10 protein-coding genes are annotated in these 12,890 nt (G+C 37.0%); 7 read left to right on the plus strand and 3 right to left on the minus strand.

The features are described from left to right. Window positions 1-6: 6 nt before the first annotated feature. Complete coding sequence (locus ASE74_RS10300; RefSeq protein WP_055908167.1) at window positions 7-708, minus strand: AIM24 family protein; 702 nt, start codon at window positions 706-708, stop codon at window positions 7-9. Between the two features lie 118 nt (window positions 709-826). Next, the gene (locus ASE74_RS10305) at window positions 827-2,323 is read right to left on the minus strand and encodes a bifunctional ADP-dependent NAD(P)H-hydrate dehydratase/NAD(P)H-hydrate epimerase (protein WP_055908170.1); all 1,497 of its coding nucleotides are present in this window, start codon (window positions 2,321-2,323) and stop codon (window positions 827-829) included. 348 nt (window positions 2,324-2,671) lie between these two features. Between ASE74_RS10305 and yiaA the strand changes: the two genes are divergently transcribed. Next, entirely contained in the window at window positions 2,672-3,079 is a 408-nt protein-coding gene (yiaA, locus tag ASE74_RS10310) for an inner membrane protein YiaA (RefSeq protein ID WP_055908174.1), read from the plus strand. 158 nt (window positions 3,080-3,237) lie between these two features. On the opposite strand, the gene ASE74_RS10315 is transcribed toward yiaA, so the two are convergent. Next, the gene (locus ASE74_RS10315; RefSeq protein ID WP_055908177.1) at window positions 3,238-5,334 is read right to left on the minus strand and encodes a M48 family metalloprotease; all 2,097 of its coding nucleotides are present in this window, start codon (window positions 5,332-5,334) and stop codon (window positions 3,238-3,240) included. Window positions 5,335-5,539: 205 nt separating this feature from the next. Between ASE74_RS10315 and eat the strand changes: the two genes are divergently transcribed. The 6 genes from eat to ASE74_RS10345 all read left to right on the plus strand — a co-directional run bounded on the left by eat (window position 5,540) and on the right by ASE74_RS10345 (window position 12,329). Then, on the plus strand, window positions 5,540-6,853 hold the full coding sequence (gene eat / locus ASE74_RS10320) for an ethanolamine permease (protein WP_082458733.1): 1,314 nt from the start codon (window positions 5,540-5,542) through the stop codon (window positions 6,851-6,853). Further along, the gene (locus tag ASE74_RS10325; protein WP_055908179.1) at window positions 6,853-8,214 is read left to right on the plus strand and encodes a glutamine synthetase family protein; all 1,362 of its coding nucleotides are present in this window, start codon (window positions 6,853-6,855) and stop codon (window positions 8,212-8,214) included. Before eat ends, ASE74_RS10325 begins: the two co-directional genes overlap by 1 nt. A 289-nt stretch (window positions 8,215-8,503) precedes the next feature. Further along, window positions 8,504-9,652: an iron-containing alcohol dehydrogenase gene (locus ASE74_RS10330; RefSeq protein WP_055908182.1), complete on the plus strand. Its 1,149-nt coding sequence runs from the start codon at window positions 8,504-8,506 to the stop codon at window positions 9,650-9,652. A gap of 122 nt (window positions 9,653-9,774) precedes the next feature. Continuing rightward, window positions 9,775-10,488, plus strand: coding sequence for a gamma-glutamyl-gamma-aminobutyrate hydrolase family protein (locus ASE74_RS10335; RefSeq protein WP_055908185.1), 714 nt, complete (start codon window positions 9,775-9,777; stop codon window positions 10,486-10,488). Window positions 10,489-10,570: 82 nt separating this feature from the next. Then, the gene (locus tag ASE74_RS10340) at window positions 10,571-11,935 is read left to right on the plus strand and encodes an aldehyde dehydrogenase family protein (RefSeq protein WP_055909452.1); all 1,365 of its coding nucleotides are present in this window, start codon (window positions 10,571-10,573) and stop codon (window positions 11,933-11,935) included. Between the two features lie 4 nt (window positions 11,936-11,939). Further along, complete coding sequence (locus tag ASE74_RS10345; protein ID WP_055908188.1) at window positions 11,940-12,329, plus strand: STAS/SEC14 domain-containing protein; 390 nt, start codon at window positions 11,940-11,942, stop codon at window positions 12,327-12,329. The last annotated feature ends 561 nt before the right edge of the window (window positions 12,330-12,890 follow it).

Raw genomic sequence — 12,890 nt, forward strand, 5'->3', positions numbered from 1 at the left:
TGACGATTAAGATTTCGCCGCGTACTTCACTTCTTCATATGGTTGTACCAATACCCATCCTTCACCAAAAAACTCCAATTGGAATGATTCGCCACTTCCTCTTCCAATAAATGAGCCGAAAGTTAGATTTGTTTTAATGTTGGGTGTTAAATTTTCAGACCACGCCACTGTAGCATTTGGATCGGTATAAACTGGTTGGTTGCCTGTAACCCTTAACAAAATTGGTTCTCCATGTGTGGTAATGGCAATGTATCCGCTTCCCGAAAGTTTAACCTGAAATAAGCCTCCACTCATCATCCCGGCAATGCTTTTAAGCATTTTTATCTCATTTTTAATATTTTCTTCCAGCGCAAGTACGTCGTTGCCATTTACAAAAACTGATTCGTTTTGAAGTTTGATGATCTTTACTTTCTTGCCTTCATCTGCCAGATATAATTTACCTGTGCCAGTGGCATGCATTAGCGAAGTACCTTCACCTGATATCGCTTTTTTTAACAAACCACCTAAACCTTTACTCAATAAACCTTCTCTTTTAAAATCGATATTACCGATGTAAGCCACCATAGAACCTGCTTTAGCCAAAATCTTTTGATTTTTAAGGTTTACTTCCAGCATGGCTGGTTTTTCCAATTCAAAAAAGTCGTTCTCATTTGGGTTTTCAGCTGATTCCTGAATTAATTCATTCAGCGTGTATTCTTTTTGTGCCATAATAATTTGTTTTCCGTTTTTAGGTTTCTGATTTCTAAATATTCCCTTAAGCTATAGATTTTTAAACTAGAACCATAGTAGATTCAATTCATTTTTTTTCCACATAAGATTCTATTAACTAATTGGCCATGCAGATTTTAATTTCTTTAGAAATTCTGGCAGCAACCTGAGATGCGGTAACCACAAAACTTTCGCTTGCTAAATGATCTCCAGCTTTGCCATGTAAGTAACAGGCTAAAACAGCGGCATCACTGGCTGAATATTGCTGTGCAACTAAACCAGCAATAATACCTGTAAGAACATCGCCCATTCCTCCTTGTGCCATAGCTGGATTACCGGTTGAATTAATTAAAACGCGACCTGTTGGCAAGCAGATAAAAGTATATTGATTTTTAAGCACGATTACGATTTTGAGCTTTTCTGCTAGTTTTTTTGCAGTTCCTACCCGCTCCCACCAACTATCATGGTCGCCAAATAACCGATCAAACTCTTTCATATGGGGAGTAATGATGGTGTTAGGCGCCAGTTTTTTGATCAGATCTGGTCTTTTTCCAAGAATATTTAAAGCATCGGCATCGATAATTAAAGCCTGATTATTCAAAATTAAGTCTTCGAGCAGTTTTTCGTTGTTTTCATCAGTACCCAAGCCTGGGCCTATAGCTATCGCCTGGTACCTTTTCGGATCTTTAATCGTAACATCATCCGCTCTTGGCAGAGCCATAACTTCTGGCAAAGCAGTATTTAGTGCATTTAAACCGCTTGTTGGAATACATGCCGTTGTTAATCCCGCTCCGGCATGCAAACAGGCCATAGATGATAGTAATGCTGCTCCCATTGTATTTGCATCACCGGCAATAACAAGGGCATGACCATAAGTACCTTTATGACTAAATAATTTTCGCGGCTTTAGGATTTTATCTATATCACTTTTTTCTACAAGACAGAAATCAGCCTGTTGTTTTTGGATGAAGGCTTCATCCAGGCCAATATCAACCACCTCATACTTTTCAGTAGCCAGAACAGATTCCGGAAAGAAAAAATTGATTTTAGGTCTTTGAAAACAGATCGTTTTATATGCTTTTATACCATTATAATCTCTAGGCAATCTACCTTCCGCAAAAAAACCTGTGGGAACATCAACTGCATACACTTTTTTATTTAGCTTGTTAATTCCATAAGCGAGTTCCTCAAATGGTCCGCTTAAGGGTTTGTTTAATCCAGATCCTAAGATGGCGTCGATAATCAGGTCTGCTTTGATATTTTTTAAATCGGCAAGTTGATTAATGATGATTTTTTTACACCGCGTTTCTTCAATCCGTTGCAAATTGATTGCAAAATCGCCGCTTTGTTTATCGCTAAAATTTATGATGTAAACTTTTATATTTTCGTAACCATTCGCAATAAGCAAATGGGCTATTGCCAGTCCATCGCCGCCGTTGTTCCCCTTTCCACAAAATATGGCCACACTTTTATTGGTGTCAAATTCAGTTCTTAAAAAACTTTGAACGAAAGCGCGCGCAGCTTTTTCCATCAGATCGATCGATGCTATCGGTTTATTGGCAATGGTAAACTGATCGGCACTGCGCATTTGGGCAGAAGTAAGCAATATTTGCATATAACTAAGGTAATATTATACAGCTATAATGCAAAAGATAGGATTTTGTTTGATTTTTCCTTTATCAATGCAATTGAATAAGTTGATGAGTTTTAACCTCCAATGTAAAAAGATAAATACGGATTTTACTTCTATAAGCTTGTTTATCAAAATTGCTTGGTAAACTTATTATTTTCCAAAAATCTTATCAGGTTGTGCTGATATGAGTTTACTCATGCATAATGGCTTAAATCATCACATTCCCTTAGTAGCTCAGATTCCTTAAATAATTTAAAATACTATCTTTTAATTTTATACCTTTTGCGAATCTTTAGCGTTGACTATTGAATTAAATTAAATCTCAAAACAATGAATCAAAAACCATCAAATGCATTCGTGGCAGCTGCCTGGATGGCATTAGGTATCGGAATGATCGGCTTTATTGTAGGGCTATGGCGTTCTGATATGCTTCTTAATGAAAAAGGATATTATTTTACCGTATTGATGTTTGGCCTTTTCGCCGTAATCTCTTTACAAAAGGCTGTTCGCGATAAGCTGGAGGGTATTCCGGTTACTGAAATTTATTATGGCATCAGTTGGTTTTCTACGCTTTTAACCATCACCTTATTGGTAATCGGTTTGTGGAATGCAACTTTACTGCCCAGTGAAAAAGGATTTTATGCCTTTGCATTTTTACTCTCGCTTTTTGGTGCCATTACGGTGCAGAAAAACACTAGGGACAGTCAGATTGTAAATAAAAACCGTGATTTGGAATAGATTATTGGGTGCAGCAAGGATATACTGAATAATTGCATTGCCTTACTCATTAGTTTAGCCAATATTTCACAACGAGCAATCTAAATTAAATTATCTGCAGGTTTTACGAATTAATTTCATAAAACCTGCAGATTTTTTTTTTGCAGCAAACCTTTTAATCAACCTGTTACCAAGCCATTTACTTTGCCTACATCGGCAACTTCTAAATCTGCCTGAAAATCCAGTAACTTTTTTTTCGCTTTAAAACCCGCACCATTAGTAATTTTACTAAACAAATTAATACATTCAAAAAGATCATCCACCTGATCATCGAAATAACTACCGCCAGCAAAATATTTATAATTGGCTGCTATAAATTTTTCTATTTTATCTCTATCCTCAACTGATACTTCATCAGTATAAATAGGATCGGTAAGCAAAAATTTAAGCTGCTCTTTAAAAATCACTTCTTCATCTTTTACTAAAAACATTTTTTGCGATATTGTTTCAAAAGCAGTGCTGACGCGCATAAATGAAGTAATCTCTATAATTTTATTTAGTAAGGCCTGCTGGTTTTGCAGCAGAACGTTGATCTCTTTATTGCTATCATAAAGACATTTAAGATCGTTAACCATATTCTGCTTAAAAGCGACTGACAAAAAATATTCAAAGATCTGTTTATCCAATTGCTTTAATTTGCTTTCCAGTTCTTCATATTCAGCATTCAGCCGCACAATAAGCTCGGTACAATCTGTTTTAATATGGCGCTGTCCATCGTAATCAAAAGTATCAACGCTAAAAACTTCATCCTCAATTTGCTTTAGTGTATTTAAATCAGTCTTAATACCATCTTGCAGATAGATTAAACTTAAATTTTCATCATTAAACAAGTCGCCTATCTGGCCTTGTATAATTGGCAATCGCTTTTCGAAAGCATCTTCATTAAAGTCAATTAATGGATCTCTAAAATCAAAATATCCATTATACATATTATTAAGAGAATACTGTTTTTGATTTTCCCAAAAATCAAGTTCAAATTTGCCGGGATCTGATATAATTGGAGAATTGCCATAATCAATTGCATCAAAGAGCTTTTTAGTAATCTCCTCCAAAACCAGGTGTTTGTTTGTCAGTAAATCTGTTGCAATTCCTACACCATAACTTTTAAGTGGATAATCTAATTTTCTTAAATGCGCTACCCTATCTTTAGTGCTTGGGTGCGATGACCATTGATCTTTAAGCACAAGTTTACTTTTATTAAATTTATTATAGTGTTCTTCAGATACAATAGGTAAGTTATTTTCAACGGTGATATCTTGTAGATTAGCATAAAAATCCAAGACGAATTTTTGCTGAGGGAAAATATTAATGGTTTTCTCCTTCTCAATAATTTTAGCGTTATAATAATTAAACACGTTATTTAATGAATAATCAGCCAGTTGCAGGCGATGAAGTGCGGTAATTAATGCATCAGAACCCGCAACACTAGCAGCAACTGCATCGGCATGAAACTCCATTTCTCTTGATAAGGCCAAATGATTCAAATTAACTGAATCATAATTTTTCTTTAAAATAAATTGTATACCTGCAATGATTTTATTTGCCAAAACCACAAAAATCGCTAAATAATTACTGATACCAGCTAATTTTTGAGTGAAATTTCCATACCCATCATTATCATATAGGGTATTATAAATTACTTGGTTAACGTTATAAACATAACTCCCTGTACGCATACTTTTTTGGGAAAAATGGCCAAATTCGTGTGCGAGAATAGCTTTTAGTTCATTAATGGATATTGTATTCATTAGGCCCAAACCAATATGCAGATTCTTCTTTACTGGAAAAAACATACTCCAAAAACTAGAATCATAGAATACAGAAGCGTTAACCTCGGAGGATAAGTATACTTTTTTAGGTAAATCTGTCCCTACCTCTTCAACAATTTCATCAATCATTTTAAAAAGATCAGGGTGTTCGGCTTTTGTTATCCTGGTTAAATGAGAGCGGTCAACTTTATTAACCTTAAATATAAATTTCACTAAAAAAACCAATATTAAAACACCAAAACAGACCAACCCACCACCCAACATGAAGGTAAAAAACATCGGTTTAAGAGCAATTAGCATCAAACCTGCATATGCACAAAGGACAGTTAAGCATACAGCACCGAGAATTAATATAAGGTAGGTTACTATGAATAATAAAATTGCTTGAATAGATTTTCGTGCCATCTTCTTAAAATTTTCAGATGGCTGGAGAGCATTTTTGTTCATAAAATAATGTTTGGTAATGCAAGATAATAAAACACACAGGCAGGTTAAAGAACTTTTAAAAAAAACAGTAAATTATTATAACAAAACTTTTTATTAGTTAAATCACTGAAAAATAATTACTACTTTAACCATCAGATACCGAAGCCAATAATGATCATTTTCGAGCAGATTATATAAACTTATTTCAATCTTATACATCCTATCCATGGAACAAAAAGATGGCTTAAAAAAAACGCTTACTCCTTTTATGCTTTGGGGGCTCGGTGTTGGGTATGTAATTTCCGGAATGTATTTCGGCTGGAATTTAGGCCTGGAGAAGGGCGGTACGCTAGGTATGGCCATTGCCACAGTTGCCATTATGGTAATGTATGTTACCTTTAGTTTCAGCTATGCCGAACTGGCCTGCGCAATACCAAAGGCTGGTGGTGTTTTTGATTATGCAAATACCGCACTGGGCAAAAACATAGGTTTTATAGCAGGCATTGCACAAATGGTCGAATTTATATTTGCACCTCCAGCAATTGCGTTTGCCATAGGTGCTTATTTTAATGCTTTTTTTCCGCAGGTACCCGTTCTTACCAGTGCAATTGCAGTGTACTTTATATTTACAGCACTTAACGTTTATGGCGTAAAAGCGGCGGCATCATTCGAGGTAATAATTACCGTTTTAGCCGTTGGTGAGCTGTTGTTATTCTCTGGAATCACATTGCCTAAATTCCGATCCGAAAATCTGATTCAAAATAATTTTCCGAACGGCTGGAGTGGTGTTTTTGCCGCCATACCCTTTGCCATCTGGTTTTTCCTGGGTATAGAGGGTGTTGCCAATGTAGCAGAAGAAACTAAAAACCCACAGCGTGATATCAGCAAAGGTTTTGGATGGGGTATTTTTACGTTGGTTGTTTTATGTGTACTTGTTTTTATCGCTACCATTGGCATTGGCGGCTGGGAAGCCATTGTATACAAAAACGGAAAATCAGGAGAAACTTCTGATTCGCCATTACCGCTTGCCTTATCGATGATTACCGGCGATAACCACCTGATGTATCATGTACTCATCACCGTGGGGTTGTTTGGATTAATCGCCTCTTTCCATGGTTTGGTTTTGGCTGCTGGTCGCTCCACTTACGAAATGGGGCGTGTAAAAAGTATTCCGGCTATCCTTGGGGAAATTTCACCCAAATTTCAAACACCAGCAAATGCGCTAATTGGCAATATGGTAATCGGCATCATTGCGCTGTTATCGGGTAAAACCGCTGAAATTATTATTATTTCAGTATTCGGGGCCTTAACGTTATATATTATTTCAATGATTTCGGTAATGGTGCTGCGGAAAAGTCGGCCTGAGATGGCTAGGCCTTTCAAAACTCCGGTTTACCCACTGTTTCCCATCATTGCTTTAATTATTTCGTGCGTTTCTTTCATCGCAATGCTGATTTATAATCTTAAATTGGGTTTAATTTATTCGGGTATCGTTTTAGGCATATTTCTTTTATATAAAATATTCAAAAAGGCAGATTGATGAGTACAAGCAAAGAAATTCTGGATTACGTTAAAAATCATCCTTCTGGTAAAGTCAAATTGGCTGTTGCTGATATTGATGGTATTTTAAGGGGAAAATATGTTGCAGCCGAAAAGTTTGCTTCGCTGGTTGAAGGTCGTTTAGGCTTTTGTGATGTTACCTTTGGTTGGGATGCAGCTGATCTGGCTTACGAAAACGGAAAATACACTGGCTGGCATACCGGTTATCCGGATGCGCAGGTTAAAATTGATATTGATACTTTCCGGAAAATCCCTTGGGAAAATGAAGTTCCTTTCTTTTTAGGCGATTTCATTGATGATCAGGACCATGCAAATTTTGTTTGTCCAAGGCAGCTTTTAAAAAAAATAATTACTGAATGCGAGAATGAAGGTTTTTCGCCCCTTTTTGCACAAGAATTTGAGTGGTTTAATTTTTCGGAAACACCAGAAAGCATTTATGAGAAAGGTTTTGCCAACTTAAAACCCTTAAGTCCGGGTATGTTTGGTTATTCCATTTTAAGGAGTACTTATAGGAATGAATTTATGAGCGACCTGTTCGAACTGCTCAATAAATTTGATATTCCCATTGAGGGTTTGCATACCGAAACAGGGCCAGGGGTATACGAAGCGGCCATTAAATATGCACCAGCTTTACAAGCGGCCGACCAAGCCATTTTATTTAAAACCGCTGTTAAAGAAATTGCTTACAAACACGGTATAATGGCCACATTTATGGCAAAAGTAAGTGAAAACCTTCCAGGATGCAGCGGCCATGTGCATCAAAGTTTGTGGGATACAGATAAAAAAACAAACCATTTTTACGATGAAAAGGATCCGGCTAAAATGAGTGAAATAATGAAAAGTTATATCGCTGGTCAACTATACTGCCTGCCAGAGCTATTGCCGATGGTTGCTCCAACTATAAACAGTTACAAACGTTTGGTAGAAGGTGCATGGGCACCAACCACGATAACCTGGGGAATTGATAACCGCACAACCGCATTACGTGCATTGCCAGGAAGCAAAAAAGCATCGCGTTTGGAAACCCGGATTGTTGGTGCTGATACTAACCCATACCTGGCACTTTCGGCTTGTTTAGCTGCAGGAATGTATGGTGTTAAAAATAATTTAAAGCTCAATCAACCGGCTACAAAAGGGAATGGCTATACCGATTTATCAAATGGTATACTATCGCGTAATTTATTTGAAGCTACACAAAAGATGAAAAATTCTGATTTGGCCAAAACACTATTGAGCGAAGATTTCGTTGATCATTTTACCATGACCCGCGAGTGGGAATGTAAGCAATATGCCAAAGTGGTAACCGATTGGGAACTGAAAAGGTATTTAGAAATTATTTAATCTAAAGTCTCCATGCTGAAAAATCAAATTTTTAGAAAAAAAAAGGATTAAAGAAGAGAGAATACAGGTTATCGTCATTCCAAACCCAATAGCTATCGGGTTGATTGGGAATTTTAAGACTAGGGCAGGGTTTGTGAGCTGCATTAAGATTAGCGCCAGCGCGAGAATGACGACAATTTTTTAGAATCTGTGATTCGTAACTTGATTCAGAATCTTTTATAGATTAAATGCTGAAAAATTCAGCATAACACAAACTTAAGAAACACAAAAGGAACAAAAAACAATTGCCATGATATTTGATAAGATCCATCAGTTTAATTTCCCTACAACCATCCGTTTTGGTGCTGGTGCAGTAAAAGAATTACCCTTCTATTTAACCAAGCACAATTTAAAAGCACCATTAATTGTTACCGATGCCACCATTGCGCAACTTCCATTTTTTAAAAACATTGTAGAAGATTTGAGGGCAAAAAGTATTTCTGTCGAAGTTTTTAGCGATATCCATAAAAACCCGGTTAAAAGTGATGTTTACAAAGGTACTGACGTTTGGGATGCCACTAATCGTGATAGCATTATTGGTATTGGTGGTGGTGCGGCTCTTGATGTTGCCAGAGCAATTGTGCTCAGGGTGAATCACCGGGAAGACTTATTTAAATACGACGATTTAATTGGTGGTGATATTTATGTCACCAATGATGTTCCTCATTTTATTACCATTCCAACCACATCAGGTACCGGAAGTGAGGTTGGCCGTAGCGCAATTATTGCGGATGATGAAACCCACCAGAAAAAAATTCTGTTCTCCCCCAAATTAATGGCGCAGATAGTATTTGCAGATCCTCAGCTTACTATGGATTTACCACCATTTATTACTGCTGCAACAGGTATGGATGCACTTACACACAATATGGAAGCCTACCTGGCCAAAAATTTCCACCCGATGTGTGATGGTATTGCGCTTGAAGGCATTTCTTTGATAAAAGATTCGCTGGAAAGGGCAACCAACAATCCGGATTTAGAAAGCCGCAGTAAGATGTTAATGGCATCAATGATGGGTGCAATCGCCTTTCAAAAAGGTTTAGGTGTTGTACATTCGTTGGCGCATCCGCTATCTTCATTATTGGATACCCACCATGGTTTGGCCAACGCCGTTAATATTCCTTACGGTATGCAGTTCAATATTGCAGGTTTTGAAGATCGTTTTAAAAAAATTGCCCGTACTTTAGCACTTAAAGATGAAAATGGTGAGGCTGTTGTAAAATACTTGTTTGATTTAAACACAAAAGTGAATATTCCGCATAAATTGAGTGATATTGGTGTTAAAAATGAACATATCGAAACCCTTGCCGATTTAGCTTTTGCCGATTTTGCACATCCAAACAATCCAAAACCGGTAAGCAGAGCAGATTTTAAACAGCTATATTTAAATGCACTTTAAAGCAGTTATTAACCACAAATAAAGAGGATGAACACAGATAAAAGGCTGTATAAATTAAATAAAAAATTGCAGTCCAAATCTGTGTTCATCTGTAAAAATCTGTGCCAAAAACATAAAGGACTATGTCTGATAAAATAATTATTGGCGTTACCGATTGCAGCAAATACGCCATTTACCGGGATTGGGTATTATCTTACAATAAAAGTGTTGAGGTTATCCAGCTTGGCTATAAACTAAACAACTTTGATGAAATAAATAAATGCGACGGTATTGTTTTAACCGGTGGTGAAGATGTTCATCCCCGTTTTTATAACCAGCCCGAATACTATCATTATTGCTATGATGATGACATTGATGAAGAACGGGATAACTTTGAGTTTAAGGTTTTAACCTATACAGAAGCAAACTCAATTCCGGTTTTGGGTATTTGTCGTGGCATGCAAGTGGGCAATGTATTTTTTGGCGGTACTTTAATTCCTGATATTCCAACCTGGGGAAAGTTCGATCACGGTAAAATGCCAGATAAATCAGACCGTTACCACGAAATCATTGTAAATCCTTCCTCATGGTTAAATCAAATTGTAAATACAGATAAAGGCTTGGTTAACAGCAATCACCACCAAAGTACCGATAAAACCGGAAAAGGCCTTGTGGTAAGTGCAGTATCTCCTGATGGCGTTACTGAGGCAATGGAGCGGATGAAACCTGAAGGAAAACCTTTTTTGCTATTTGTACAATGGCATCCTGAACGGTTAAAAGATCAGCAGGGTCCTTTTAGCAAAAATATACACGAGGCTTTTATTCATGCGATAAACTCAAATATTAACCACAGATAAAAAGGATAAACACAGATCCTAATGATTATTACATTTTAAAATCTGTATTCATCTGTGAAAATCTGTGGTAAAAACAAAGAACATGCAAATCATCAACCCAGCAACAGAAGAAGTTATTGCGAATTTAGCGGAGGATACTCCATCTACGCTTCAAGCTAAATTTGAGACTTTAAAAGAATCGCAGCCGCTATGGGCAGGTAAAACACTTGGCGAAAGGATTAAGGTTATTACCCAGTTCAGTGATTTACTGGAAGCTAATATAGAAGAACTGGCTGCAGTGCTAACATCAGAAGTAGGCAAACCCTTACAACAATCGCGTAATGAAATTAACGGCGCAAGGGCACGCATTAAATGGATGCTCAATAATGCTGAAAAATATTTAAGTGATGAGGTAATGGTTGAGGAACCAGGTTTGAAAGAGGTTATTAAATATGAACCGTTGGGTGTGGTCTGCAACATTTCGGCATGGAACTATCCTTACCTGGTTGGCGTAAATGTTTTTATTCCTGCATTATTGAGTGGCAATGCGGTAATGTACAAACCATCAGAGTATGCAACTTTAACAGGAATTGAAATTGCAAAACTGTTAAAAAAAGCAGGGGTGCCTGATGAGGTGTTCCATATTGCTATAGGAGCAAAAGAAACAGGAAGTGCACTATTAGAAATAGGCTTTGATGGTTATTTCTTCACAGGGTCATACAAAACAGGAAAATTTATTTACGAAAAAGTAGCCCCTAAAATGGTTCCTTGTCAATTAGAATTAGGTGGAAAAGATCCTTTGTACATCGCCGATGACGTTACAGATGTAACGGCAGCTGCAATTGGTACAGCTGATGGTGCTTTTTACAATAACGGACAAAGCTGCTGTTCTGTAGAGCGCATTTATGTGCACGAAAAAAAATATGATGAATACTTAAATGCTTTTATTACTGAGGTTCGAAGCTGGAAAACAGGTCTTCCTACTGTTGATGGTATTTACATTAGTGCATTAACGCGGAAAGAACAGATTGCCGTGCTTGAAAACCAGGTAAATGATGCTTTAAGTAAAGGTGCAAAATTATTGACTGGCGGCAAGGCTGTTGATGGAAAAGGTTATTACTTTGAACCTACAGTGCTAACTGATGTAAGCAACGATATGCTAGTGATGCAGGAAGAAAGTTTCGGACCAATTATCGGCATTATGAAAGTAAAAGATGATATTGAAGCCGTTAATATGATGCAAGATACCGATTACGGGTTAACCGCTTCTGTTTATACAGCAGATCAGGCAAGGGCTGAAAAAATATTGTCTCAGCTTGACTCGGGTTCGGGTTATTGGAACTGTTGCGACAGGGTGAGTGCAGCCCTGCCCTGGAGCGGTAGAAAATATTCTGGCATCGGTGCTACTCTATCACACCAGGGCTTAAGGGCGTTTACCAAACCGAAGGGCTATCATTTAAGGGGATAATAAAATGGAAAACGACAGAGATAATCACATGATTGAAGGCGAAATTGCCGATTATTTATTAACCGACGATGGGATATTAATTTCTTATAGTAAAAGTATTTTACGTACGGTAGAAAATATTTCGGCTAATGTTAAATTGGTTAAGGAAATTACAAATCACAAGAAAGTTCCGTTGTTAATCTATTTAAAAAATTCTCCGGTTCCGGATAAAGAAACCCGCAAGTTTTCGACTGAGCAGTTGCCCCAAATTTATACGGCCATGGCGATGGTTTCGAAACCGGGTTTGGCGCAATTGATTATGAAAATTCTTTTTAAGTTTCAAATTCCTCCAATTCCCATGAAATCATTTACGGATGATGAAAAGGCGAGAGAATGGTTGACGAAGTTTTTGTAGTTTACGAGAAATCATCATTGCTGAGAAGGCTTTTTTTAAGCCGAAGAAGCAATCTTACAACGATCGCTACCAGCTTTAAGATTATTCATTTTTGCGTATGTTTTTAAAGGCATTCATGAACTCGCTTGGTTCGGTTATCTTCGTGTCTCACCAATGACGAGCGTTTTTTTTATCCGTCATTGGTAATGAAATGAAGTATCCGGAGTAGACGGATTTAGCAATTAAGTTTTCGACTACGCTCAGACTGACAAATCTTTAATAATAAAATAGATTAACTTTAACGTGAGTTTTGGGTCTTAATTTCGTCATAGCAAACCGAAGAAGGCGTTTTGCGTAGGCGTAAAGCAATCTTTTTAATAATAAATTAGATGATAGATTGCTTCGGCTCGCTCATATCCAGCCTCGCAATGACGAAATATTTTATAAAAAAATGATAATCAGACAAATAAACCAAATAATTCACGTCAACTTTATAAGTTTTTTTCAGCTCCAAACGCTATACGCTCAACGTTTTGCTCATTTCTCACTGCTCAAATTAAATCTTTTTTAATAAATTGCGAA

Origin of the sequence: Pedobacter sp. Leaf216, assembly GCF_001421515.1 — a bacterium.
Classification (GTDB): domain Bacteria; phylum Bacteroidota; class Bacteroidia; order Sphingobacteriales; family Sphingobacteriaceae; genus Pedobacter.

Coding starts and splice junctions, on each gene's coding strand:
- ASE74_RS10300 (WP_055908167.1), bottom strand. CDS start 708: ATGGCACAAAAAGAATACACGCTGAATGAATTAATTCAGGAATCAGCT.
- ASE74_RS10305 (WP_055908170.1), bottom strand. CDS start 2,323: ATGCAAATATTGCTTACTTCTGCCCAAATGCGCAGTGCCGATCAGTTT.
- yiaA (WP_055908174.1), top strand. CDS start 2,672: ATGAATCAAAAACCATCAAATGCATTCGTGGCAGCTGCCTGGATGGCA.
- ASE74_RS10315 (WP_055908177.1), bottom strand. CDS start 5,334: ATGAACAAAAATGCTCTCCAGCCATCTGAAAATTTTAAGAAGATGGCA.
- eat (WP_082458733.1), top strand. CDS start 5,540: ATGGAACAAAAAGATGGCTTAAAAAAAACGCTTACTCCTTTTATGCTT.
- ASE74_RS10325 (WP_055908179.1), top strand. CDS start 6,853: ATGAGTACAAGCAAAGAAATTCTGGATTACGTTAAAAATCATCCTTCT.
- ASE74_RS10330 (WP_055908182.1), top strand. CDS start 8,504: ATGATATTTGATAAGATCCATCAGTTTAATTTCCCTACAACCATCCGT.
- ASE74_RS10335 (WP_055908185.1), top strand. CDS start 9,775: ATGTCTGATAAAATAATTATTGGCGTTACCGATTGCAGCAAATACGCC.
- ASE74_RS10340 (WP_055909452.1), top strand. CDS start 10,571: ATGCAAATCATCAACCCAGCAACAGAAGAAGTTATTGCGAATTTAGCG.
- ASE74_RS10345 (WP_055908188.1), top strand. CDS start 11,940: ATGGAAAACGACAGAGATAATCACATGATTGAAGGCGAAATTGCCGAT.